Consider the following 25,498-nt stretch of genomic DNA (forward strand, 5'->3'; position numbering starts at 1 on the left):
ACATGCCTGATCGAGTACATATTCGCCCAAGCTCTGGATAAGTCCGCCCTCTTCAGCAAGCGGAATAAACTCAGCGGGTGAAATAAAACCTCTATCCGGATGCTGCCAACGTACTAAAGCTTCTAGTTTATCAATTTCACCCGTAACGTTATCAACAATAGGTTGATAGTAAACGTCAAGATTACCGCGTTTTATTGCTTCAGCTAATTCGACAACGGTTTGATGTTTAAGGATCGCAGCATCACTTAACTCCTGTGTGAAAGTGACACATTGATTACGGCCTTTACGCTTGGCTTCAAATATTGCTTGTTCTGCACTTTGCATTAATGCTTCTACCGATACCCCATCTTCTGGGTACATAGTAATACCGACCGATGCGGTTATATAACGCTGTTGATTTGACAATTGATAGGCTTGTGCAAATACACCTTGTAACTGTTTCGCATAAACTTCTGCTTGGCGCTTATTGACCACATCAGGAATGATGAAGGCGAATTCATCACCATCAATACGGGCAAGAAAATCACTATCTCTACTGCGGTATTTTAGTCGTTCAGTCGTCTCTTTCAATAAGCGATCACCGGCCATGAAATCTTCTGAATTATTTATTGATTTGAAGTCATCAAGATCAATGTAAATGATGGCAAATTTTTGGTCATGTTTAGCTGATTTATCGATAATATGACGCATCTCAGCACTAAAATATTGGCGATTAGGTAAACCGGTCAGCGCATCAAAGTTAGACTGGGTAATAATCTGCTGTTCTGTTTTCTTGTCTTCGGTCACATCACTAAAAACGGCAAAGAAATATTTAAGTTTATCGCCTTCTTTAATACTCGACAGCGTCACTTGTTGTGCAAATATCTCGCCTGCACGGTTACGACTCCAGATAACACCTTTCCATTCATTGTGCTTAAGTAATGCTTCGGCTATATCATGATAGAACTGTTCATCATGGACACCTGATCGTAATAAATCATGGGTACGCCCTATCGCATCTTCGGCGCTATAACCTGTGATAGTTTCAAATGCCGGATTAACATCAATAATTTTTTCATTGGCATCACACAACATAATGCCTTCAGCACTGTGTCTGTATACACTTTCTATAATAGACAGACGTTGCCGATTATCTTGCTCTTCAGTGAGATCTTGAATGGTATTCATAAAATACTGAATGTTATGAGCATCATCCCTTACCGCTGTCACCGTTAACTTCGTCCATAATATACTGCCGTCACGATGACGATAGCGTGTATTAAGGGTAAAGTTATTACGCTTATTGGCATATATTTCTTGATAGTACTCTTCAAACTGCTCTTTATCTTCATCAAAATATAAGTGTAAGCTACTGGTATTCAACGTACCTTGCTCACGTAAACGATGAAAATCGTCCAATTCATAACCAAACATTTTACATGCTTGTTTATTTACCCATTTAATTTCACGATTAGCATTAAGTTTAATTAACCCGACCGGTGTTGTGGCTAAAACAGTTTCAAGAATACGCTCTTGCGCTGATGCTCTTTTCTTAGTTAATTCTTCAGCTGTAATATCCTTACTGATGCAATCAAGGCGATACACTTTTCCCCTTTCATCGGCAATAGGATAGATATCACTTTGGATACGCTTAGAATTTCCCTTTAATGTGGTGATATTAAAAATACTACGTATCGAGGTTGTTGAGTTTGATGTCATCGCCGATTGAAAGTCACGTAATACACCAGGTTTATCAAACTTATCAACCAAGGCTAATAACGCATCAAATTGATTAATCGCTTTGACGTTATCCGTTTCAATAATATTCGCCGCAGAATCAGAGTATTCTAATCGATCTTGCTCTATAAAATAGCTCCAACTGCTTAATAGACCTTTAGCTATATTGTCTTCCAACCACAAGGTATACGCACTCAACTCCACAGGCATATCGGGTGTAATAGCCGTTATCGGTAACATGTTAATTTGTTTAGGTTGGAGTTCTCTTTCTAAAAAACCAGAAACTAATCGGATTAAATTTAATTCGAGTTTATGTTTAGACAATTTACGAGGGAAAAATGCAGATAAAATACCAATAGGCCTTCCGCATGGATCATTAAGGCGGATGCCTAAATAAGCTTCAGCGTGCCATTCTTGTAATTGCGTTTGTTCTGGAAACCGAGAGACTAAATCTTGCTCATATTCAGCATAGCCATGATGATAAGCGGCAAAACAAGGCATGGATTTAAAGTCGATAACAACATCAGCATCAAGAACACCTTGTTGTAGACAAGACAAAATAGATAAGTCAAAAGTTTGAGGACAAACAGTCGCGACATAAATAGTATCAATACGCAGTAATGACGCTAAATTAGTCAGAAAAAAATCAAGATGATTAGTTTCCAACAATTGTGTCGTATCAATGTTTATATCACTAAGTGTGAGAGTTTCAACCATACATCCTTGTCCACGAATTCGATTAGTTTAGCTGCAGTAGATTGATATCCTTTCAATTATCACCATAGCTTATCTAAAACTATGGTAATACTTTAGCACTAAAAATAAAGTGGTAAATATCACGCCAAGATAATACACAATTTACCACTATTTTAAAATCAAAACCGAGCGATAATCACTACAACCTATCAGTTATAGCAAGTTATCCATTGCGTTAGCTAATTCCAGAATGATTTAATAATGCATACGTGCTTGGTTTACGTCCGCGGAACTGCACAAATAATGACATTGGCGTATCGCTGCCGCCACGTTCAAGTACGCAACTCATAAAGTCGCGACCTGTCTCGGCATTAAAAATACCTTCGTCTTCAAAACGAGAGAATGCGTCCGCAGATAACACTTCAGCCCATTTATAGCTGTAATAACCGGCGGCATAACCACCAGCAAAAATATGTGAAAAACCATTTTGGAAACGATTAAATTCTGGTGCCGATAATACCGATACCTTTTCTCTTACCGAATTTAATACCGATTGAATATTTGAACCTTGCGCGGGGTTATATTCCATGTGCATACGGAAATCAAATAAGCCCAATTCAATTTGACGTAACATGCCCATTGCCGAGTTAAAGTTCTTCGCCGCTAATAGTTTATCTAACATCGCTTGTGGTAGTGGTTCATCGGTTTCGTAATGACCCGAAATAAACGCTAGCGCCTCTTCTTGCCAGCACCAGTTTTCCATAAATTGACTTGGTAGTTCAACCGCATCCCAAGGCACACCGTTAATACCCGATACCGCAGCCGGGATCACTTTAGTTAACATGTGATGCAAGCCATGGCCAAATTCATGGAATAACGTGGTCACTTCATTATGGGTAAATAGCGCAGGTTTATCGCCAACCGGTTTATTAAAGTTACAGGTTAAATAAGCCACCGGTTTTTGTAATTCGCCATCGGCTTTAATACGATGCGTTAGGCAATCATTCATCCAGGCACCGCCACGCTTATGTTCACGCGCGTACAGATCCAGATAAAAACTACCGCGTAACTCGCCCTCGTCATCAAAGATCTCGAAGAAACGCACATCTTTATGCCAAGACTCGACACCAAGCTCTTCGATAATATTTAGGCCAAATAAACGTTTAACCACTTCGAACATGCCTTTGACAACACGATCTTCAGGAAAATACGGGCGTAATTCTTCATCCGATATTGTATATTTAGCTTGTTTTAACTTTTCAGCATAAAATGTCAGATCCCATGCTTCTAATGCTTTCGCCATAAAGTTATCTTTAGCAAAAGCTTGGATTTCGGCTAATTCAACTTCTGCTTGAGAAAACGATTTATCGGCAAGGTCAGATAAAAATTCAATCACTTGTGCTGGTGTTTCGGCCATCTTAGTGGCTAATGATTTTTCGGCAAAATGAGCAAAGCCAAGTAATGCGGCAAGTTCATGACGCAAGGCAATAATCTCGTCCATTATCGCCGAGTTATCCCATTTACCTGCATTTGGACCAACATCCGAGGCACGAGTACAGAATGCTTCATATACTTCACGGCGCAATTCTCGATTTTCAGAATACATCATCACCGGTAAGTAGCTTGGGAAATCTAAGGTAAATAAGTAACCTGTTAATGACTTACTTTCTGCCGTTGCTTTCGCTGCAGCTTTTGCAGACTCAGGTAAACCGATAAGCAGTGCTTCGTCAGTGATCTCTTTCTGCCAACCTAACGTTGCATCCATAACATTATTACTAAATGTTGATGTTAACAGAGATAGACGTTTAGTGATCTCACCATAACGCTGTTTGTCATTATCAACTAAATCGATACCAGATAATCTAAAATCACGTAGTGCATTGGTGATCACTTTTTGCTGTGCGGTTGATAAAGTGGCAAATTCACTACTGTCATGTAAACGCTGATAGGCTAAGAATAATTGCTGGTTCTGCCCGACTTTAGTTTGGTACTCAGATAACAATGGTAAGCAAGCATCATGCGCTTCACGTAACTCATCACTGCTCACTACGGCATTCAAATGACCAATAGGCGACCAAACACGTCCTAACCGATCATCACTTTCTTCTAACGGCGCAACCAAGCTCGCCCAAGTGACAGCATCGTCATTGGCCAATACGTTAGCAATAACCGCGTCACAATCGGCAATTGCCTGCGTGACTGCAGGCACAATATGCTCGGGTTTAATACTCGCAAATGGGGGTAAACCTGTCATAGTCAAAAGTGGGTTAGTCATAGAGTCATCCTATTTATAATGATATTAATTAGTTAATGCGGCTATAAAATGATAATTTCAAGTATAGCGAGTAAATATCGAGAAACGCTTTACCCGTAACATTTTGCATTGATAGGTAAAAGTAATGGCCGTGAATGGCTTTACCTACTAATAATATCTGTCAATTCAGTTTAAACTGTGTAATTAACTTTATTACAAAACAAGGTGATGAACTTAGTCATATAATAAGTTCATCTTCTCAATTAAGGACTATAAGAATATGTCACAGCATTTTGATTATATTGCCATTGGTGGTGGTAGCGGCGGTATTGCATCTGCAAACAGAGCTGCAATGCACGGTAAAAAAGTTGCCATCATCGAAGCCAAGGCGCTGGGTGGTACTTGTGTTAATGTTGGTTGCGTACCGAAAAAAGTGATGTGGCATGGCGCACAAATCGCAGAAGCGATGCACCTATATGCAAAAGATTATGGCTTTGATGTTGAAAATAAAGGCCTTGATTGGGGTAAATTAGTTGCGGCTCGTGAAGCTTATATTGGCCGTATTCACACCTCTTATGACAACGTACTGGGCAATAACAAAGTAACGGTGATCAAAGGTTTTGCGACCTTCGTAAACAAAAACACAGTAAGCGTGAATGGCGAAACTTATACCGCTGACCATATCCTGATCGCAACTGGTGGCGCACCAACTATCCCGAATGTACCTGGCGCTGAGCATGGTATTGATTCAAATGGTTTCTTTGAGTTAACAGAACAGCCAAAACGCGTTGCGGTTATCGGTGCCGGTTATATTGCGGTTGAACTAGCAGGTGTATTACACGGACTCGGCAGCAAAACACATTTATTTGTTCGTAAAGAATCGCCATTGCGTAGTTTCGATCCAATTTTGATTGATACGCTGGTTGATGTAATGAACACCTCTGGTCCAAAATTACATACCAATTCAGTACCAAAAGAAGTCGTGAAAGAAGCCGATGGTTCGATCACCTTACATCTTGAAAATGGTGAGTCACAAAATGTTGATACCCTAATCTGGGCTATCGGTCGCCATCCATCAACAGACAAGATCAACCTTGCTGCAACGGGCGTTGAAACCAATGACCGTGGTTACATCAAAGTAGATGAATACCAAAACACCAATATTGATGGTATCTACTGTGTGGGTGACATCATGGCAGGTGGTGTTGAACTAACGCCGGTAGCTGTGAAAGCGGGTCGTCAATTATCTGAACGTCTATTCAACGGTAAAACAACGGCGAAAATGGATTATAACCTGATCCCTACCGTGGTATTTAGCCACCCACCAATTGGGACAATCGGTCTAACAGAAGCCGAAGCAATTGCCCAGTACGGCGAAGAAAACGTAAAAGTATACCAATCTGGCTTTACTGCTATGTATACGGCCATTACTTCAAACCGCCAACCTTGCAAAATGAAATTGGTGTGTGCGGGTGAAGAAGAAACGGTTGTGGGTCTACACGGCATTGGTTTTGCTGCTGACGAAATGATCCAAGGTTTTGGTGTAGCGATGAAGATGGGCGCAACCAAAGCAGATTTCGATAGCGTAGTTGCTATCCATCCGACTGGCTCAGAAGAATTTGTGACAATGCGCTAGATCTAACTCGCATTCTGGTGTGCATATAATTGCTATGCGCACCACTTTTCCCACTTTCAATTCAATAATATCCTCCAATCTCGTCATCGAGATCACGAAACAACTGTTTCCTTGTTAAATGCGCACACAAAATACTTAACATTCATTCAACAACTAGATATATTACTCATGCGTTGGCATTAGCCACTTAACCATACTTCGCAGGCTAACTATTATCTCACCATATTGATAAGGATATTTTTATGGGCACATTATTGCAACCAATCACCTACCTGATTAGTCGATTATCATTTCAGAAAAAGTTTGGATTAGTTATCTTGCTACTTGCAACACCGATTGTATTTTTTTCCTCTACAATTATCTCGCAAACACAAAAAGATATTGCCTTTGCAGAATCAGAGCTGCAAGGCTACCAACTACTGCAAGCCTTACCTGAGGTTGCCAACAAGCTGATTGATTATCGCCATTTACTCAGCTTAGAAGTCGCAGAGCTCGAACCTGGTGATGACAAAATACAACAAGCACAAGTGCTCGCAGAAAACACCTTTAATCAATATTACCGCAGCTATACGGCGGCAACTGGATTGCAATTATCGGCGTTTGATAAGATCACAACCGATTGGCAACAGCTCAAAGCAGACAGTGATTTTTTATTACCAGAAGAAATTTTCTACGCTATCGATTTGATGTTAGAAAACCTGCGTATCGGTACCCGTGAGATCAACAGCGAAAGTAAATTATTGTTTGATTCACACCTCAGTAGTTACTACCTGATTAATTTAACCCAAAGTCAGTTGCCAAGATTAACGGATTTCTCTTATCAAGTAACAGACAAAGCAGCTGAAACAGCCGCGTTTGCCGCATTTACAGCCAACAGCTTCGATGATTTAAGTCGCCGAATTGATCAACTTAGTATTATATTTTCCGCAGCCGACAATGATGTGCAAGCATTAGTGGCCATTAATCCTGATTATCGCAACACCTTAATCACACCTCTCGACCAGATAAAAACCACCATGGCAACACTCGACGACCTACTCGACCGCCAGTTAATCAATACCGTATCCGCCGAGATCAAAATTGATCCAAATACCCTTTATCGTTTGGGTGAAGAATTACGAATAAAAATCAATAATTTGTATCAAGTTGCCTTTCACACGCTCGGTAATGAAATAACCGTTAGACTCAGTGAAAAAAACAGCGAACTCAATGTTTTTTACACCATACTGATCGTCTTATTCGTGGTTTGTGTGGTGATCTTATTAAGTATTTATATCTCACTAACAGAGACTATTCGCAGTATCAGTCAAGTAGCCCAAAATGTATCTAATGGCGACCTGTCGCAAAATGTGAAGATTGTCAGCAATGACGAACTGGCTATTATTGCCCAACACTTCAACAGCACCATTGATGGCATGCGCACGTTGGTAAAACAGCTCAATAGCAGCGCAATCGATGTGCATAGTTCAGTGCAAGACATTAAAGATAAAACCAACTCAGCAGAAACCACTATCACGGCACAACAAACGGAAACCCATCAAATAGCGGCGGCAATAAAACTGATGGCTGCCACATCAACGGAGATGGCCATTAATGCCAATGATGCAACCTGTGCAACGCGTGATGCTGAGCGGGCGGTTTTAGAAGGTAAGCAAGTTGTTGACCAAACTATCATCGCGATTAATGCCATTGCTTCAGAGGTAAAAACATCAAGTGATACCATTCAGAAACTGGAAAATCATTGTACCGATATTGGTGGTGTGGTTGAAGTGATCAGGAGTATTGCCGACCAGACTAATTTGTTAGCACTCAATGCTGCGATTGAAGCCGCCAGAGCCGGAGAACAAGGTCGAGGTTTTGCTGTGGTAGCCGATGAAGTGAGAACGCTAGCAAGCCGTACACAACAATCGACTAATGAGATCCAAGTGATGATTGAGCGTGTACAAGCTGGCGCGAAAGAATCCGTAAAAGTGATGGCAATAGGTAGAGAGCAAGCCAACATGGGCGTAATGCAAGCCAAAGAAGCCTCAAATACTTTTGAAGCCATTACCTTATCCGTCGATAAGATTGTGTCACTCAATAATCAAATAGCCAGTGCGATAGAAGAACAAAGTCTCGCCGCAGAAGAAATAGAGCGTAATGTCAGTAATGTATCAGCGGGAGCAGACTCTGCTCGTGCTGTCGCGACAGGAGCGACCCAGTCAGCACACAACTTGTTAACCGTGGCAGATAAATTATCGGAAGTAGCCGAGGAATACGTTTTTTAAAATCTCCGTATTAACACTCTTGGATTAAGTAAAGTGGTGGCTTGAGCGTATTTTTATTGCTTTAAGCCACCACTTATTTATTTGAATATAATTTTCCAGCATGAAACACTAGATCTGAATAAATTTGCCGATTACACTGCTAACACGCATTTTACTCCCCCTCTAAATTGGTACTCATGAAAAATCAAAAAAAAGCCATGCTGTTCGGTTTGATAACGGTATTACTCTGGTCCACTGTGGCCTCTGCATTTAAAATTACCCTTAGCCATTTTGCGCCAATTCAAATGGTTTTAATTGCCTCATTGACCAGTATCGTTTTATTACTGGGAATTGCCTACCAACAAAAAAAGCTGCACCTACTCAAGCAATACTTTATCAAACAACCGCTATTCTATTTAACACTCGGGGTGATTAATCCATTTCTCTATTATTTAGTGTTGTTTAAGGCTTATGACTTATTGCCCGCATCACAAGCGCAAGCATTAAATTACACTTGGGCAATCACGCTCACATTATTGTCTGTACCTTTCTTGGGACAGAAGATCCGGAAAAAAGACTGGGTTGCTATCTTATTCAGCTATACCGGGGCATTAATCATTGCCACTAAAGGTGATCTGTTAGGGCTGAATTTTGAAAGTCCACTGGGGGTGGCATTGGCATTATTAAGCACCTTGATTTGGGCCAGTTATTGGATCATTAATGCGAGGAATAACAATGATCCTATCGTTAGTTTATTACTTGGATTTTTATTAAGTCTCCCGTTTACCTTCATCGCCACCGCATTACTCGCTGATTTTAATTTTGACTCCGTAGAGGGGATCCTTGGTGCGATTTATATCGGTTTATTTGAAATGGGTATTTCATTTATATTGTGGTTAATGGCCATTAAATTAGCGACGAATACCGCGCAAGTCAGTAATCTTATCTTTATCTCGCCGTTTATATCACTCTTCTTACTCAGTAGAATTGTGGGTGAAGAGATCCACCCATCAACCTTTATCGGCTTAGTGACCATTATCGTGGGGCTCGTGATCCAGCAAATTAACTGGCGTAAAAAACGTCGTACCGTAACAGCGAAATAATAGCGACGCACTTAACCTTCTAAATCGGTGGCTGATAACCAAGTTCAGCCACCAGCAACGTTAAATGAAGCAGTAAATAGTGACTTAATCGCAATTTAATTACTGAAAATATCACAATCCCCATTACCTCCTCTTGCATATCTAAAGCCTAACAGGTTAATGTTTCAGTATTATCTCTTTCTATAACCAGAACATGACCCTATAAAACGCAGAATATCGCGTCAGGTAACATGACAAACCGGACAGCAAGATGCCTCAAGCAATAGAACAGAAATTAGCAGCAATACGTGCACATATGGATGCAGCAAACTTAGACGCATTTATCGTTCCCCGCGCAGATGAATACCTTGGCGAGTATGTACCAGCACATAACGAACGTTTATTATGGTGCAGTGACTTTACCGGCTCTGCAGGCACAGTCATAATTTTAAAAGACCGTGCCGCCATTTTTACCGATGGTCGTTATACTATTCAGGTTAAGCAGCAAGTTAATGGCGAGTTTTTTGAGTTTTATCATCTTATCGACACACCACATGTTGCTTGGTTAAGTGAACAACTGTCCGCGAATGCCAATGTCGGTTATGACGCCAAAGTACATAATTTAAATTGGCATAACGCCAGTAAAAAAATCTTAGCAGATAAACAAATCGACTTAGTGGCAGTCGATGCCAACCCAATTGATTTAAGCTGGTCAGATAGACCAATACCAACAGAAAATGTAGGCCTGTTACTCGACGAGAAATACACAGGTCAATCAAGTTTAGAGAAACGCCAACAGATCGGCGTTGATATCGCCAAGCAAGGTGCTGACGCCGTGATTATCAGTGCATTAGACTCTATCGCTTGGTTATTGAATATCCGTGGTAAAGACATTCATTGCTTCTGCGTGATCTTAGGCAGTGCGGTATTACGTAAAGATGGCTCCATGACGTTCTTCACCAATCCTGCGAAGATCCCAGCAGGATTCCACGAGCACGTAGGCGCAGGTGTCAAGATTGTTGATGAAGCACAAGCAACAGCAACTTACCAAGCCCTAGGTGAGCAACAACTACAGGTATTGGCCGATCCGGAAGCATCTAATGCATTTAGCCAGTTAACCGCACAACAAGCTGGCGCCACCCTAATTGCTGGCAATGATCCGGTGGCATTACCAAAAGCGTGTAAAAATGCCGTTGAACTTGCGGGTATGCGTGCCTCACATATTCGAGACGGCGCGTCAGAAGTTCGCTTCCTACATTGGCTAGAAACAGAAGTAGCCGCGGGCCGTTTGCATGATGAAGCCTATCTGTCTGACAAACTCACCGGTTTCCGAGCATCAAACGAGAACTTCGTTGAATTAAGTTTTGATACTATTTCTGCAGCCGGTGCTAACGCTGCAATGTGCCACTACAATCATAACAATGGTGTACCTGCGCAATTACCAATGGACAGCATTTACTTAGTGGACTCTGGTGCCCAATATCTTGATGGCACCACCGATATTACCCGTACCGTGGCGATTGGGTCACCAAGTGCTGAACACAAAAAGATGTTCACGCTAGTATTAAAAGGTCATATCGCACTGGCTAAAATGAAGTTCCCAGCAGGCACTAACGGTGGACAACTGGATTCACTGGCGCGTCAATTTTTATGGCAGCAAGGTTATGATTATGACCACGGTACTGGACACGGTGTCGGTTGTTTCTTGAATGTACACGAAGGTCCACACCGTATTGGTAAAAACTCGAACGGCGTAGCATTAATACCGGGCATGGTGGTATCCAATGAGCCGGGTTACTACAAGCAAGATGAATACGGTATCCGTTGTGAGAATCTAATTTATGTGGTGGCTAAAGATAGTGGCCATGATGGCAAGACATTCTACGAATTTGAAACATTAACACTGGTTCCTTTTGATTTGCATCTGATAGATCAACAACTACTCTCACAAGACGAAGTAAACTGGATCAATGCTTATCACACCCAAGTACGTGACGCATTATCACCATTGTTAACCGGTGCTGATTTACAGTGGTTATCTCAAGCTACACACGCTATTTAATTATTCTCTAACCAATCTAAGCGATTAGATTGGTTATGCATTAAAAGGAGTTGGCATGACCCAACCACAGAACGCTATTTTTAACGAACAAAGTCAAAGCTACCATCATTTAGAGTACAAATTTAAAGACGATGTTTATTTAGCAAACATTCAAAGTGCACTGCAAACGGCACTATGCAAACAAACTGACGACATTAACATTGTTGTTGCTTTTGGTCGTAGCGCCACCAATACCCTATTACCTGATTTGCAATTAACCGCATTTGACGACTTTACCGAGATCGCCAGTCCACACGGAAAAAAAGCCATCGCCAGTCAAGGTGATGTCATGTTTTGGATCCACAGCGACAATGCTAGCCATACGTTAGAGCAAGCATTCCATATCCAATCAGCACTAAGTAAAATTGCCGATAATCAGTTGGATATTTCCGGTTTCCAATACCATAAGAATCGCGATTTAATTGGTTTTGTTGATGGTACTGCCAATCCCAAAGAAGATGCACGTCAATTAGCCTCACTGATCCCAGAAGGCCAGCCAGGCGCAGGTGGTAGCTTCGTGTTATCACAAAAATGGGTACATGATTTGGCCAGCTTCAATGCGATGCCGGTACCGGAACAAGAAGCGGTTGTAGGCCGTACCAAAGAAGACGATATCGAGTTATCCGGCGATGCGATGCCAGCGAATTCACACGTTAGCCGTACCGACGTATCGGGCATGAAAATATACCGTCGTAGTTCACCTTATGGTAACGCATCCGAACACGGACTATACTTTTTAGCATTCGCATGTGAACAATTACGCTTTACCACTCAATTACAACGTATGTACGGAATTCCAGACGGCGTCACAGATAGATTAATTGATTATTCAGATGCGGTAACAGGATCATACTGGTTTGCCCCTTCTCAAACAGAACTAGATACATTGATGAGTTAATTTGCATTCAACTGGGAGCGATGATTATGTCGAACGTTATTTTGTATATAGCCACTAGCCTTGATGGCTACATTGCCAAAGTAGACCATGACATTTCATGGCTCTCAAATGTCGAAGTAAAAGGGGAGGATTATGGCTATCGAGATTTTTTCGATGGTATCAGTGCCGTCATTATGGGTAACACATCCTTTCAGGTCATCAAAGATTTTGATGACTGGCCATACGCCGACAAGCAATGTTTTGTCGCTTCTCACTCACCCGATATTACCCCGAATGATAACGTTACTTTTATTACCGATCCTGCTGCAACGATCAAACAATTAAAAGCCAGCTCGAAGGGAAATATTTGGTTACTTGGGGGCGCAAACTTGGCCGATTCCTTATTACGTCTTGATCTTGTAGATGAATTAATTTTGTCCACCATTCCTATTTTACTCGGTAACGGCATCCGATTATTTAATGCGCCCTTGCCAGAGCTTGGAGTGATCCTATTATCCTCTCAATCTTATCCATCTGGGCTTATCCAAACACATTATAAGATAATAAAAAACAACAAAAGTGCATGATACATACGAATCCACATTAATATGGTCGATGCCGCTAATATACATGAGCGGCATCGCCTTACCTCTGCTCAGTAATCGACCCACATTAAAATAGCCTCAAAACAAGTGTTAACTTGCGTTTTACTCTATTCGCGGTTTATCTACATTGAAAATTAAAGTAATATTATGTTATTCATTGTTTTATTATAAAACGAATATCCTTTTTTGAATTTAATCCTAAGTATAAGAGTCCTTATCCATGTCTAAATGGTTAACAGCTGGTGTGAGTATTATCTCAATCGCCGTAGTCGGTTATTTCAACGTCTTCTATCAGCCGCAGCAGGATCTCAACCGCATTCAATTACCACTGCAGCAAGACTGTCGTGTTAATCAACAAAAATGTCAGGTTCAGTTAACGCCAGAACAAACAATTTCGCTGTCGATCACACCATTCAATGCCAAGCCGATGACGCCATTATCGATAAATTTAAACGGCACTCGAATTGATAATGCCAGCATTGCGATTAATGGGATGAATATGACCATGCCCGGCTTCCCTACTGCGCTGAATGCGATTGACAAGGATAAATACCACGCCGAGACAGCACTGGCGATCTGCATACAGGGTGAGATGTTATGGCAAGCAGACTTAACCATCACAGTTGCTGGCCAACCTTATTTGATACCGTTTCAATTTACCACGACAACTAATTAACTCAGGACGAAACAATGCAAAAATCAATAATCACCACGCTTATCGCGACTGCTATTTTTTCTGTAGCACCAACATTTGCGGCTGAAAAAACTAACATCATGATCATGGATGCTTGGGTTCGTGCAGCGCCACCATCAGCAAAAGTGCAAGCCGCTTTTTTCAACGTGATGAATCACAGTAATAAACCAATCGTGATCACGAATGTTGAAGCACAAGGTTTTGGCCGTAGCGAACTGCATTTATCAGGTAAAAAAGACGGCATGATGACAATGCAAAAACAGTTGCAAGTGACGATCCCTGCAAACACTATTTTTCAGTTTAAGCCTGGTGGCTACCATGTGATGTTATTAGAACCAAACAAGATCGCAGCGCCGGGTGAAGTGGTTAATGTATCGTTTACGTTATTAAATGGTGACAAGATCAGTGCGAAAATGCCTGTTAAGCGTGATAACAGTAAAGCTAAAATGGATCACAGCAAGATGGACCATAGCAAAATGGACCACTCGAATATGAAACATAATTAGTTTCGACAAAGGGACACGAATGAAAAAATCTAAGGCTATCATCGCTGCGGGTATTATTGGCCTTAGCGCGCTTGGCGCTATGGTTGCCAATAATATGCAACAGCCAAGTTTACCGACATTCACGACAGCTTACGCACAACCTCAGCAAGTAACCCTGCCAGATGTCGTTCTCGGCAATAATCAAGCACACACCAGTGCCTTGTTTAAAGATAAATGGTCATTAGTATTCTTCGGTTATGCTAGCTGCCCAGACGTTTGTCCGACCGAGCTATACAATCTCAACAATGTTGCAAGCATCATGACTACGGCCGGTAAAACCATGCCACAAGTGGTCTTTATCTCTGTCGACCCACAACGAGATAGTAATGAGATGCTGACCAGCTACGCGCAATTTTATAACGATGAATTCATCGGGATCACCGGTGAAACCAGCGAGATCGATAAATTAGTGGCTAGCTTTGGGGTTATTTATCAAAAAACGTTTTTAGCTAATAATGGTCAGTATGTCTCTGTGCCTTACAGTAGTCCAATTCCAGAAGACCAGCGTGAGAGTTATTTAATTAATCATTCATCTCGATTGTATTTAGTTAATCCAGAAGGACAATATGTAGCGGCATTTGCACCGCCCCATAGCGCGAAAAAAATAGCGGCAGACCTGCTTAAATTATAATAATGCAGGGTTCGTTATTAAGAGATCGGTAATTGCGTCGTATTTTTTAACCTTTCCATCGCAAAGGAAGAGGTGACATCTGTTAGTCCATCGACGCAATTAACCAATCGTTTATAAAACACATCAAATGCCGCCATGTCTTTTACTAATACCTTCATCATGTAATCGTATTCTCCGGCCATACGGTAAAACTCGATCACTTCGGCAAAGTCATTGACACTAACAACAAATTTCTTAAACCAGCTATCGCTGTGATTTTGTGTTTTTATATTAACAAAGGCGGTCAGTGCTAGGCCGAGTTTTTGCTCATTAAGTAAAGCCACACGACGTAAAATATAACCATTATCTTCTAAACGTTTTAATCGTTTCCAGCAAGGTGAGACAGTTAAACTCACTTTGTCGGCAAGATCAGCAATTGACAGCGACGCATCACGCTGCAACAAATCTAAAATCAATTTATCCTTCGAATCTAACATAGTGAAGTAATTCCTTTCTTTAAAAATCCAATTAATGACATTCTAATCTCAACCATCGTGTTTGGTAAATAGTTTAGGGGATAGTTGCGGTGCTCGTAAGATAAACCGCTTAATAAATAGATAAAATAACACTAGGATAAGTACCTGGCTCGCACTCTGACCGCCATTGATTGGAAATTTAACCATGTTACGTTATTGTATGCATAGAGGTGTAATAATGTTAACGACACGAAAATTTTTAATTGGTTTTTATCTCATCAGTGTAATTATTTTATCAAGCTGGGTTTGGCGATCCGGTTACGCTAAATTAGTCAGCCAAAGCAATCAACAATTAGATATTTTTGCGGCTCACTTACAAAGCCAATTACAACGCTTTGACGCTATTCCCAGATTACTGTTCGATCAAAAGTTAGTGGTCGCGAGTTTACAAGATATCGACAATGCGCAACTGCAAGAAAAAACCAGTCGTTATTTAAAACATGTTAACAATACCATTGGCGCGTCAGATACTTATCTTATCGATCTTAATGGCACCACCATCGCCGCCAATAACTGGCGCGATGAACAAACCTTCATTGGCAAAAATTTTGCTTTCCGTCCTTACTTTCAGCAAGCCGTTAGCGGACAACAAGGCCGCTACTTTGCGTTAGGCACGACATCGGGACAACGCGGGTATTACTTTTCCTCTCCGGTTATCAACGCAGATAAAATCATTGGTGTTGTCGTGGTGAAAATGGATCTATCGAAAATTGAAAAAGAGTGGACCGGCAAACAATCTCACTTTATGGTGACGGATGATGACAATGTTATTTTTATTTCCAATACCCAGTCATGGCTGCTGCATAGTTTAACGCCGCTGAGTACCGAAAAATTACAACAAATAGACCGTAGCCGCCGTTATGGTGACAAGAGAATTGCCGCACTAAACTTCTCAGGCCCGCTCGAGGACAACCCCACCCTATTACAGCTAACGACAAGTAAACCGTTTGCGACTAATTATCTTTCCATCAGTAAATATATGCCCGCAGCGGGTTGGACGGTAAGGGTCTTCGCCCCCTTAACCGCGATCTTCATTGATATTGCTATTGGCATGGTATTACTGTCACTCGTTTTTTGGTTGCTCAATTTACGCTTAAGATTATCCATGCATAAACGTCAGCGCGACCAGGACAAAGAAGTACAGCGCATCAAAACCAAGCACAAATTAGAACAAGAAGTTAAACGCCGCACCGCAGATCTAAATAACGAGATCATTGAACGGCAGAAAATGGAACAAACCCTGCGAGATACCCAAAAAGAACTGATCCAGACCGCTAAGTTAGCGGTATTGGGTCAGCTGTCAGCGAGCATCAGCCATGAATTAAATAACCCACTCGCAGCCATTCGTAGTTATGCCGATAATGCCTTGGTATTTTTGCAACGCGAACAACATCAGTCAACACAAGATAATCTCCAACGGATCATTCATTTAACTGAGCGCATGGCAAAAATAAGTTCACAGTTAAAATTTTTCGCCCGTAAATCCAGCGGTGAATTGCACACAGTGCCACTGCGGAATGTGATTAACATGGCCGTCGAGTTAGTCAAACCGCAATTAAAAAATAACCAGGTCAGTATTACTGTGGATGACGCCAACATTGATGTTCAGGTTAATGTCGACCAGGTACAACTAGAGCAAGTGCTGGTGAATTTATTATCCAATGCCATGCAAGCGGTTGAAGACACCAGTGAAAAACATATTCATATTATTTTGTGCCGACATCAAGAGCAAGTCATTGTCCAAGTTGATGATTCAGGCTCAGGAATAAACCCAGTAAATTTACCGCAACTGTTTGATCCATTTTTTACTACCAAGGACACAGGTCTCGGTCTGGGTTTATCCATATCCCACAAAATAATGCGTAATATGCACGGCAACATTAAAGCAGAAAACCGCCCTAATTCTGGGGCCAGATTTAGCCTTAGCTTGCCCATAGCTGCAATCACCGAGTTAGCATAAAACAATGACAGTGCCATCACAGCGCTATTACAAGACAAGCATAGGATAAATAATGAGTCAGGTTTTTTTTATTGATGACGAAGAAGATCTACGGTTCGCTAATCAGCAAACCCTAGAACTTGCTGGAATTAGCGTGACCTGTTTTGCCGATGCTGAATCCGCACTCACTCAGCTGGCTGTAGAAACACCTTTAGTGGTGATCACTGATATCCGTTTACCCGGTTTATCTGGTCATAAATTATTGCTAAAACTGATGCAACAAGACCCTAGCCTACCGGTTATTCTAATTACGGGGCACGGTGATATTTCACTTGCGGTACAAGCGATGCAGGATGGGGCTTATGATTTTATTGAGAAGCCATTTGCCTCAGTACGACTCACAGAATCGGTAAAACGCGCTATCGAAAAACGCATGTTAACCGAAGAAAACAAAACCTTAAAAAAAGCCCTGCAAGCCAAAGAAACACTGGGCCCTCGGATCATAGGTACCACTAAAGCGATTGTAGAATTACGTGAAATGATTGCTCAAATTGCTGATACACCAGCCGATATTCTATTATTTGGTGAGACCGGTACCGGTAAAGAACTCGTTGCCCGTTCGCTGCATGAACAAAGTAGCCGTCGAACCCATAATTTTGTCGCCATCAATTGTGGCGCAGTACCAGAAAACCTCATTGAAAGTGAATTATTTGGCCATGAAAAAGGTGCTTTTTCGGGTGCATCAGGCAGGCGTATTGGTAAATTTGAATATGCCCAAGGCGGCACTTTATTTCTCGATGAAATAGAGTCAATGCCCATGCAGGCGCAAATAAAACTATTACGTATCTTGCAAGAACGTACCCTCGAACGCCTTGGCTCGAATAAAGAAATACTGCTGGATATTCGTATTATTGCCGCCACTAAAGTCGATCTAAAACAAGCAGCCAACACAGGGGTATTTCGCCAAGATCTGTATTATCGCCTCAATATAGTGACATTAAACTTACCGCCCCTACGCCAACGTTTCGACGATATTCAAAGCCTGTTCCATCATTTTTTATTGGTTGCTGCTGCCCGGTACAGTAAAGCAGCTCCCGCCTTACCCCCTCAAGATGTACAGACTCTGCTCGCGCATGACTGGCCGGGTAATGTCCGTGAGTTAAGAAACGCGGCAGAGCGCTATATATTGCTGGGTAAACTCACCGGTCTAAGCTCGGTTAACGAAGCACAGGCAACATTGACGCAAAACTTATCCGAGCAAGTTGAAGCCTTCGAAAAAATTCTGATTGAACAAGCACTAACAAGTTGCAATGGCAGTATTAAAGACACTATGCATCAACTTAATCTGGCACGTAAAACCTTGTATGACAAAATGCAAAAGCATCAAATCGATAAACAAGCTTTTAAAGAACAGGCTGTTAAATAACGATCTATGCAGCAATAACCTGTAAAAAAAGCACAACTAAAAATGGCCAGCATAGGCTGGCCATTTTGTTATTACATTAGTACTGACTTACACCTTAACGAATTATCAATTCAGGTCCCATCATCAAGGTTGGTAACCAAGTTGATATCCAAGGTACATACGTCACCATGATTAAGAATACCAGCATCAATGCCACCCACGGCATCACCGCTTTCACCACTTGCAACATCGACATATTGGCGACACCCGAGGTAACAAACAGATTCAAGCCCACGGGCGGTGTGATCATGCCAATTTCCATATTCACCACCATAATGATACCAAGATGGATCGGGTCAATACCGAGTTCTAACGCAATCGGAAATACCAAAGGCGCGACAATAATCAACAAACCTGATGGTTCCATAAACTGGCCACCAATCAAGAGTAAAACATTCACCACGATCAAAAATGTAATCGGTCCAAGACCAGCACTTAACATTGTTTCAGTGATCATTTGTGGAATACGTTCTTCGGTTAATACATGCTTCAAAATTAATGCATTAGCAACAATGAACAACAACATGATGGTCATTTTACCGGCATCAAATAGACTTTTCTTGGTATCCGGATGACATAATACGTGCAGTGATTTAACGATCACCGATTGACTGCTTTTCTTATCTGCAAAAGGCCCCATGTCTTTATACACAAAGTTAGCAATAACAAATGCATATACAGCAGCCACGGCAGCCGCCTCTGTCGGCGTAAAGATACCGCCGTAAATACCCCCAAGGATAATGACAATTAACATCAACCCCCACGAGGCATCCTTCGCAGAACGAAAAACTTCACCCCAGCCAACAAATGGTTGCGCGGGTAATTTTTTAACTTTAGCGGTAATAAAAATCGCGATAATAAGCATCAGTCCCGCTAGCATTCCCGGTACAACACCCGCTAAAAACATGCGGCCAACAGATACATCCGTAGCGGCAGCATATACCACCATCACAATGGAAGGCGGAATTAAGATGCCTAAGGTACCGGCATTACAAATAACCCCGGCAGCAAACTCTTTGCTGTAGCCATTTTTAACCATACCAGCGATAACTAAACTACCGATAGCAACAACCGTTGCCGGTGATGAACCAGACAGCGCGGCGAACATCATACACGCAACCACAGAAGCAATCGCTAAACCGCCAGGGAACCAACCCACGATAGCAATGGCAAAACGAATGATGCGCTGAGCAACACCACCAGTGGACATAAAGGTCGATGCCAAAATGAAAAATGGGATCGCCAATAAAGTGTAATGCCCAGCAAACGCATTAAATAAAGTTTGCGCCACAGATGCTAAGCTAGCATCGGAATTAACCAGCAAAAACAGAATACTCGATAAACCAAGTGACACCGCAATCGGCACGCCGAACATCATGAACCCGATGATCATCAATAACAATACAACTAAAACCATAACTTAATCCTTGTTATCTTTTTGTTCTAATACCGCCAACGCGTCTTCAGCTTCGTGACTTGCGATCACACGGTCAATTTTGTTAGTAAGCACTTGCCATAACAGCTGTGTAAACCTAAATGTCAGCAATGCAGTACCTAGAGGTAAGGAAAAATAAGGGATAAAACGGGGTAATTTTTCATAACGTTCCCCCTCATTAAGCCAATCAGCAAGGAACTGTAAGAATTCAGGCATCGGAATATCGTCGGTTTCATACCACGCTTGATCAGTAACAAACGGATACCAATAATTCCACGACCCGATCAATAACAACACCGAGAAAAGTAAACACGCACTTACTGCTATAACCGCATAAATTTTACGTAATTTCACTGACGCTATATTAATGAGAATATCAACACCGATATGAGAATGTTTTTTTACCCCGTACGAAGCCCCTACTAACACTAACCAAGCAAATAAAAATACCGTTAATTCTAACGCCCATAAAATATTGCCATTAAATACATACCGAAACACCACATTGGCAAAAGTGAGCAAGGTCATCACCCCTAATGACAGGGCAATATTCAGCTCTTCGATGTTATCGGTGAAACGCCCTAAGCGCGCCCATAATCCGTTATTCATACTGGTTCCCTAAACTAGCTTAACGCGGCATAAATCACTTATGCCGCTTGGTATTATGATTTATTCGACGCTAATGCTTTCTGGATCAAGTCACTACCAATATCTTTCTCGAACTTAGACCAAACAGGTTGTAGCTTAGTCACCCAAGCTTGACGTTGTTCTGGTGTTAACGTACGTACAACGCCACCAGCGGCGATAATATTATTTTTATTTTCATTATTAATACGCGCTGATTCGGCATTACGTGTTGCAGTTACCTCGACAATAATTTGACGTAGTTGCACTCTGACATCGTTCGGTAATTTAGCCCACCAGCGGTTTGACGTAACCAATAGGTAATCAAGAATACCGTGATTGGTTTCCGTTACGCCGTCTTGTACTTCGAAGAATTTTTTGCCATAGGTATTCGACCAAGTATTCTCCTGACCATCAATAACGTTGGTTTGTAGACCGCCGTATACTTCTTTGAATGACATTTTTTGTGGGTTAGCCCCAAGCTGTTCAAACTGAGCAACCAGTACATCTGATGCTTGCACACGGAATTTCAAACCTTGCGCATCTTCAGGATAAATGAGGGGACGGTTAGCAGACATTTGCTTCATACCATTATGCCAAAATGCCAAGCCCTGCAATCCACGGCGACGCATCGAGTTTTTCAATTTTTCACCCGATTCAGAGTGTTGAAAACGATCAACAGCAGCAATGTCATCAAACAGGAAAGGTAAATCAAAAATGCGGAATTTTTTGGTGACTTTCTCAAATTTAGACAGTGACGGTGCCGCTAATTGCACATCACCACTTAATAATGCTTCAAGCACTTTATTATCATCGTAAAGTGTTGAGTTAGGGAAAACTTGCATACAAGCTTTACCATTCATCTCTTTATTTACTCGCTCTTCAAGTAATGACGCCGCAATACCTTTCGGGTGTTTACTGGTATTCGTCACATGACTAAATTTAATCACGATCTCGCCAGGATCACATGCACCTGAAGACGCTTGAGCCGTAAAAGTGGTCATACTCGCCAGTACTATCGATATTGCGGTTGCGTATTTAAACATAATAATCTCCATATAATTATAACGTTGTTAATCAAGATCAATTCAATTAACAGTGTGGTAACCATATAGCAACCATTAAGCCACATTTTCATTTTAAATATAAACCATTAATAACAACAACTTAATTTAAGTGTAATGCTAAAAACACGCTAAAACGGGTGTATTACCACCCATCATAAACATGGAGTTGGGGTAAATACCGCCAATCTAACCTTGGATCTTAACAGTGGAGAAGCTTGACCAGTCTACGAACGTTTTATTTCAAAAAAGGCGGTATTACAAAGTAAATATAGTGAACAAAATAGGTAGGCAGTTGATAGTTTTCACAAATGATGGCATTTGGAGTATTTATTGCCTGATTAACATTGTTTTTAAATAAAATAGGAAACCATCTTTCTCAGTAAAAGGCATAGAATTATCGTATTAAATATCCCAGCACTTATATAGAGATAGCCTTATGAATCCAAAACTCGTCGCCACATTATTATTTGCCTCTGTATGTTTGATCTGGGGTACAACCTGGATGGCTATGGAAATAGCAGTACATTCTATTCCCCCCATCACAGCAACGGGTCTGCGCTTTGTACTGGCTGCACCACTATTAATTTTAGCGGCTCGTAAATTAAACATCCCGCTGATGTTTCCGAAAGGTAAAAAGCTTGAATTCGCCTTAATCAGTGTGTTTTATTTTGCCGCACCTTTTACCTTAATGATTTTTGGTGAGCAATATATTTCATCTGGATTAGCGTCTATTATTTTTGCCACTATGCCAGTGGTGGTATTAGTGTTCGCGGTCTTAGTCCATCGCCAAAAAGTACACATCCACCAGATAGCCGGCCTTGCTATTGCATTGTTCAGCTTGATCACCATTATTAGCAATGAAATGGGCGTAAGTGCCAATGGTAGCCTCATCGGTGTCGGTGCATTAGTACTCGCAGTATTCATGCACGCCACAATCTATACCAGCGTACAGACACGTTGCCAAGGTATTCACGTACTGACGTATAACGCGCTACCGTGTCTTGTGGCTGCGGTACTGTTACTTATTGTTGGTGCATTTGTAGAGCGACCTGACTTTAGTACCTTCACATCAACATCTTGGTTATCGGTTATTTATCTTGGCGTTGTTGCGGGTATTGGCGGCATCATGGCTTACTTCCAGTTAAATAAAGTAGCAAGTCCATTTCAAGCATCAATTTGTTTCTTAGTATTCCCAGTGATTGCGCTTGGTCTAGACAGTGTGGTTAACGGCAGAACAATTAGCCACGAATCATTGATCATGATGGTAATACTAACGGCAGGTGTTTTACTGTGTAAATTACCGATTGAATTAATCAGTAAACGTTTCACAAGAACGGCCTCTAAAGTAGAGAAATCGTCATAAATCATAGCAGTTAATCGCACCTTGTATGAACTCAGCTTGAATCAGCGTAAAGAGAGAAATAACATGAAAAAAATACTATTATCAATCATCACGGTTTCTACAATCATGGCTTCCCCACTAGCCAGTGCCAACAATGATTTTACTTATGTTTCAGCTGGTTTACAGTTTGGTAAGGCAGATGATGCTCTCTTTGATGATGAGCAAGTTGAAAGCGCATTAGGTGGCTTCCTCGACGTATCTTGGAACTTCTATGATAATGTGTTTGCGAGCTACAATATAAGTTACAGCTCTTTTGATGGGGAAGGATGGGCAACAGCTTGGACGAATGGCACGAATTCAGGTTCTGAATCTGGACAAGATTATTTTTCGACCACAAAACAATATTATTCAGTCGGCTATTTCATACCAATGAATAAATTTACCCCTTACGTATCGTTGGGTTATGCTGATTACAAACTAGCTGGATCAGTGTATGAATTCTCAATGCTATCAGGTCCAGGTACCATTGAGAAGTACAGTGACACCATTGGTGGCGCAGCCGGTGAAGTTGGTACCTATATACAAGTAACGAAAAATTATAAAATGAAATTCTCATACAACTATGCTGCATTAGAAGAGAGTGGCGTTAAAATTAAAATAAATGAATTTTATTTTGGTAATGATTATGCGTTTGCTGACAATTGGTCTGCGGTCGCCAATATCAGTTACCGTGATATAGGCACAATCAACACCAATGAAATATCCACGCAAATCGGTGTTAAATATAATTTTTAAAGTCTTCACTCGCCAGTGAGCAAATGTAAAATAGTACCACGTTAAAATACCAAAAATAGGCTGCGTTCACGCTATGTGATAGCAGCCTAGTTACCGTTATTTCAGTGCCGTTAACGACCGGTCCCAATCTTTCCAAACCACTTCTAAGCCCATGCTTTTGACTAGCTCGGCCATTTCACTTGGTGAACGGTCATCATCAATTTCAAACTGCTCTAAGGCTTTCTCTGTATCGTCAGAATAACCACCGGGTTGGGTTTTCGAACCCGCACTGATAGTCGTTATGCCCAAGGGAATAACATTGTCACGAAAATGCTCGGACTCTCGAGTCGATAACGATAATTCCACATCCGGATTAAACAATCGATAAGCACAAATCAACTGTACTAATTGGCGATCATTCATAATCGACTTCGGCTGAAATGCACCTTCACACGGTCTTAAACGTGGGAACGAAATTGAATACTTGGTTTTCCAATAACGTTTTTGCAAATAATCTAAATGCGCAGCAACATGGAAACAGTCGGTACGCCATTCATCCAAGCCAATTAATGCACCTAGCCCCATTTTATGAATACCAGCTTTGCCTAACCGGTCTGGAGTTTCAATTCGATATTTAAAATCCGACTTCTTACCTTTGATATGGTGCTCGGCGTACGTCCGGGGATGATAGGTTTCTTGATATACCAATACTGAATCTAACCCCAATTCTTTTAGCTCTTCATAATCGGCTTGTTCTAATGGCTGCACTTCTAACGATAGATGCGAGAACTGCGATTTCAATTCATTAAATACCTGACGAAAATACGGCATCCCCACTTTACGTTCCGACTCACCCGCCACTAATAACAAATGATCAAAACCCATTTTTTTAATCGCTCGCGCTTCACTGTTTAACTGCTTCATATCAAGCGTGGTACGACGAATTTTGTTATGCATCGAAAAACCACAATAGGTACAAATATTCGAGCACATATTAGAAAGGTATAACGGCACATAGAATTGGATAGTATTACCAAAACGTTGGCGTGTTAACTGTACACTACGCTGTGCCATCTGCTCTAAATAAGGTTCTGCCGCCGGTGAAATCAAGGCTTGAAAGTCATCCAGATCGAGCCGAGACTTCGATAATGCCCGTTCAACATCCGCCGCCGTTTTGGCATAAATGGATAAGCGAATATCATCCCAATCTAATTTTTGTAATTGCTCGTAAAAGCTCATATTTAACCCTTAAGT

The 25,498-nt window shown here is 41.4% G+C and carries 20 protein-coding genes; 13 read left to right on the forward strand and 7 right to left on the reverse strand.

Annotated elements, in window-relative coordinates; genetic code table 11:
- On the reverse strand, positions 1-2,433 hold a 2,433-nt coding region (locus PE36_RS17695; protein WP_006033428.1), incomplete at its 3' end, for a diguanylate cyclase domain-containing protein.
- 214 nt (positions 2,434-2,647) lie between these two features.
- Positions 2,648-4,687 carry an oligopeptidase A gene (gene prlC / locus PE36_RS17700; RefSeq protein ID WP_043994718.1) on the reverse strand — a complete coding sequence of 680 codons (2,040 nt, stop codon included), beginning with the start codon at positions 4,685-4,687 and terminating at the stop codon, positions 2,648-2,650.
- A 259-nt stretch (positions 4,688-4,946) separates the two neighbouring features.
- On the opposite strand from prlC, the gene gorA reads away from it, so the two are divergent.
- The 9 genes from gorA (at position 4,947) to PE36_RS17745 (ending at position 15,083) form a co-directional block, all read left to right on the forward strand.
- A complete protein-coding gene (gene gorA / locus PE36_RS17705; protein WP_006033430.1) occupies positions 4,947-6,302 on the forward strand; it encodes a glutathione-disulfide reductase in 1,356 nt (451 codons plus the stop codon).
- A gap of 242 nt (positions 6,303-6,544) precedes the next feature.
- Complete coding sequence (locus PE36_RS17710; protein ID WP_006033431.1) at positions 6,545-8,569, forward strand: methyl-accepting chemotaxis protein; 2,025 nt, start codon at positions 6,545-6,547, stop codon at positions 8,567-8,569.
- Between the two features lie 176 nt (positions 8,570-8,745).
- Positions 8,746-9,651, forward strand: a complete 906-nt coding sequence (locus PE36_RS17715; protein ID WP_006033432.1) for a DMT family transporter — start codon at positions 8,746-8,748, stop codon at positions 9,649-9,651.
- 250 nt (positions 9,652-9,901) lie between these two features.
- Positions 9,902-11,692 carry an aminopeptidase P family protein gene (locus PE36_RS17720; protein WP_006033433.1) on the forward strand — a complete coding sequence of 597 codons (1,791 nt, stop codon included), beginning with the start codon at positions 9,902-9,904 and terminating at the stop codon, positions 11,690-11,692.
- Between the two features lie 55 nt (positions 11,693-11,747).
- Positions 11,748-12,629: a Dyp-type peroxidase gene (locus PE36_RS17725; protein WP_006033434.1), complete on the forward strand. Its 882-nt coding sequence runs from the start codon at positions 11,748-11,750 to the stop codon at positions 12,627-12,629.
- Between the two features lie 26 nt (positions 12,630-12,655).
- Complete coding sequence (locus tag PE36_RS17730) at positions 12,656-13,195, forward strand: dihydrofolate reductase family protein (RefSeq protein ID WP_043994721.1); 540 nt, start codon at positions 12,656-12,658, stop codon at positions 13,193-13,195.
- Between the two features lie 238 nt (positions 13,196-13,433).
- The gene (locus PE36_RS17735) at positions 13,434-13,889 is read left to right on the forward strand and encodes a hypothetical protein (protein WP_006033436.1); all 456 of its coding nucleotides are present in this window, start codon (positions 13,434-13,436) and stop codon (positions 13,887-13,889) included.
- Positions 13,890-13,903: 14 nt separating this feature from the next.
- Complete coding sequence (locus tag PE36_RS17740) at positions 13,904-14,413, forward strand: copper chaperone PCu(A)C (RefSeq protein WP_006033437.1); 510 nt, start codon at positions 13,904-13,906, stop codon at positions 14,411-14,413.
- Between the two features lie 19 nt (positions 14,414-14,432).
- Entirely contained in the window at positions 14,433-15,083 is a 651-nt protein-coding gene (locus PE36_RS17745; RefSeq protein WP_006033438.1) for an SCO family protein, read from the forward strand.
- A gap of 17 nt (positions 15,084-15,100) precedes the next feature.
- On the opposite strand, the gene PE36_RS17750 is transcribed toward PE36_RS17745, so the two are convergent.
- Positions 15,101-15,559, reverse strand: coding sequence for an Lrp/AsnC family transcriptional regulator (locus tag PE36_RS17750; RefSeq protein ID WP_006033439.1), 459 nt, complete (start codon positions 15,557-15,559; stop codon positions 15,101-15,103).
- Between the two features lie 217 nt (positions 15,560-15,776).
- Here PE36_RS17750 and PE36_RS17755 point away from each other — a divergent pair, with 217 nt between their 5' ends.
- Together PE36_RS17755 and PE36_RS17760 are read left to right on the forward strand one after the other, a co-directional pair.
- The gene (locus tag PE36_RS17755) at positions 15,777-17,558 is read left to right on the forward strand and encodes an ATP-binding protein (RefSeq protein ID WP_043994723.1); all 1,782 of its coding nucleotides are present in this window, start codon (positions 15,777-15,779) and stop codon (positions 17,556-17,558) included.
- A 52-nt stretch (positions 17,559-17,610) separates the two neighbouring features.
- Positions 17,611-18,963, forward strand: a complete 1,353-nt coding sequence (locus tag PE36_RS17760) for a sigma-54 dependent transcriptional regulator (protein ID WP_006033442.1) — start codon at positions 17,611-17,613, stop codon at positions 18,961-18,963.
- Between the two features lie 94 nt (positions 18,964-19,057).
- On the opposite strand, the gene PE36_RS17765 is transcribed toward PE36_RS17760, so the two are convergent.
- Genes PE36_RS17765 through PE36_RS17775 form a run of 3 tightly spaced genes read right to left on the reverse strand, consistent with a single transcriptional unit; the run spans position 19,058 to position 22,107 of the window.
- Positions 19,058-20,419 (reverse strand): TRAP transporter large permease, encoded by a 1,362-nt coding sequence (locus PE36_RS17765; protein WP_006033443.1) that lies wholly within the window; start codon positions 20,417-20,419, stop codon positions 19,058-19,060.
- A gap of 3 nt (positions 20,420-20,422) precedes the next feature.
- On the reverse strand, positions 20,423-21,046 hold the full coding sequence (locus PE36_RS17770; RefSeq protein WP_006033444.1) for a TRAP transporter small permease: 624 nt from the start codon (positions 21,044-21,046) through the stop codon (positions 20,423-20,425).
- A gap of 53 nt (positions 21,047-21,099) precedes the next feature.
- Positions 21,100-22,107: a DctP family TRAP transporter solute-binding subunit gene (locus PE36_RS17775; RefSeq protein WP_043994726.1), complete on the reverse strand. Its 1,008-nt coding sequence runs from the start codon at positions 22,105-22,107 to the stop codon at positions 21,100-21,102.
- A gap of 457 nt (positions 22,108-22,564) precedes the next feature.
- Between PE36_RS17775 and PE36_RS17780 the strand changes: the two genes are divergently transcribed.
- A complete protein-coding gene (locus tag PE36_RS17780; protein WP_006033446.1) occupies positions 22,565-23,491 on the forward strand; it encodes a DMT family transporter in 927 nt (308 codons plus the stop codon).
- 63 nt (positions 23,492-23,554) lie between these two features.
- Positions 23,555-24,265, forward strand: a complete 711-nt coding sequence (locus PE36_RS17785; RefSeq protein WP_006033447.1) for an outer membrane beta-barrel protein — start codon at positions 23,555-23,557, stop codon at positions 24,263-24,265.
- Between the two features lie 96 nt (positions 24,266-24,361).
- Here PE36_RS17785 and thiH read toward each other — a convergent pair whose 3' ends face one another.
- Positions 24,362-25,483: a 2-iminoacetate synthase ThiH gene (thiH, locus tag PE36_RS17790; RefSeq protein ID WP_006033448.1), complete on the reverse strand. Its 1,122-nt coding sequence runs from the start codon at positions 25,481-25,483 to the stop codon at positions 24,362-24,364.
- Between the last annotated feature and the right edge of the window lie 15 nt (positions 25,484-25,498).

Source organism: Moritella sp. PE36 (assembly GCF_000170855.1).
Taxonomy (GTDB): domain Bacteria; phylum Pseudomonadota; class Gammaproteobacteria; order Enterobacterales; family Moritellaceae; genus Moritella.

Excerpts from the sequence above, each read along its gene's own strand:
- prlC (WP_043994718.1), bottom strand. The coding sequence starts at position 4,687 with ATGACTAACCCACTTTTGACTATGACAGGTTTACCCCCATTTGCGAGT.
- gorA (WP_006033430.1), top strand. The coding sequence starts at position 4,947 with ATGTCACAGCATTTTGATTATATTGCCATTGGTGGTGGTAGCGGCGGT.
- PE36_RS17710 (WP_006033431.1), top strand. The coding sequence starts at position 6,545 with ATGGGCACATTATTGCAACCAATCACCTACCTGATTAGTCGATTATCA.
- PE36_RS17715 (WP_006033432.1), top strand. The coding sequence starts at position 8,746 with ATGAAAAATCAAAAAAAAGCCATGCTGTTCGGTTTGATAACGGTATTA.
- PE36_RS17720 (WP_006033433.1), top strand. The coding sequence starts at position 9,902 with ATGCCTCAAGCAATAGAACAGAAATTAGCAGCAATACGTGCACATATG.
- PE36_RS17725 (WP_006033434.1), top strand. The coding sequence starts at position 11,748 with ATGACCCAACCACAGAACGCTATTTTTAACGAACAAAGTCAAAGCTAC.
- PE36_RS17730 (WP_043994721.1), top strand. The coding sequence starts at position 12,656 with ATGTCGAACGTTATTTTGTATATAGCCACTAGCCTTGATGGCTACATT.
- PE36_RS17735 (WP_006033436.1), top strand. The coding sequence starts at position 13,434 with ATGTCTAAATGGTTAACAGCTGGTGTGAGTATTATCTCAATCGCCGTA.
- PE36_RS17740 (WP_006033437.1), top strand. The coding sequence starts at position 13,904 with ATGCAAAAATCAATAATCACCACGCTTATCGCGACTGCTATTTTTTCT.
- PE36_RS17745 (WP_006033438.1), top strand. The coding sequence starts at position 14,433 with ATGAAAAAATCTAAGGCTATCATCGCTGCGGGTATTATTGGCCTTAGC.
- PE36_RS17750 (WP_006033439.1), bottom strand. The coding sequence starts at position 15,559 with ATGTTAGATTCGAAGGATAAATTGATTTTAGATTTGTTGCAGCGTGAT.
- PE36_RS17755 (WP_043994723.1), top strand. The coding sequence starts at position 15,777 with ATGTTAACGACACGAAAATTTTTAATTGGTTTTTATCTCATCAGTGTA.
- PE36_RS17760 (WP_006033442.1), top strand. The coding sequence starts at position 17,611 with ATGAGTCAGGTTTTTTTTATTGATGACGAAGAAGATCTACGGTTCGCT.
- PE36_RS17765 (WP_006033443.1), bottom strand. The coding sequence starts at position 20,419 with ATGGTTTTAGTTGTATTGTTATTGATGATCATCGGGTTCATGATGTTC.
- PE36_RS17770 (WP_006033444.1), bottom strand. The coding sequence starts at position 21,046 with ATGAATAACGGATTATGGGCGCGCTTAGGGCGTTTCACCGATAACATC.
- PE36_RS17775 (WP_043994726.1), bottom strand. The coding sequence starts at position 22,107 with ATGTTTAAATACGCAACCGCAATATCGATAGTACTGGCGAGTATGACC.
- PE36_RS17780 (WP_006033446.1), top strand. The coding sequence starts at position 22,565 with ATGAATCCAAAACTCGTCGCCACATTATTATTTGCCTCTGTATGTTTG.
- PE36_RS17785 (WP_006033447.1), top strand. The coding sequence starts at position 23,555 with ATGAAAAAAATACTATTATCAATCATCACGGTTTCTACAATCATGGCT.
- thiH (WP_006033448.1), bottom strand. The coding sequence starts at position 25,483 with ATGAGCTTTTACGAGCAATTACAAAAATTAGATTGGGATGATATTCGC.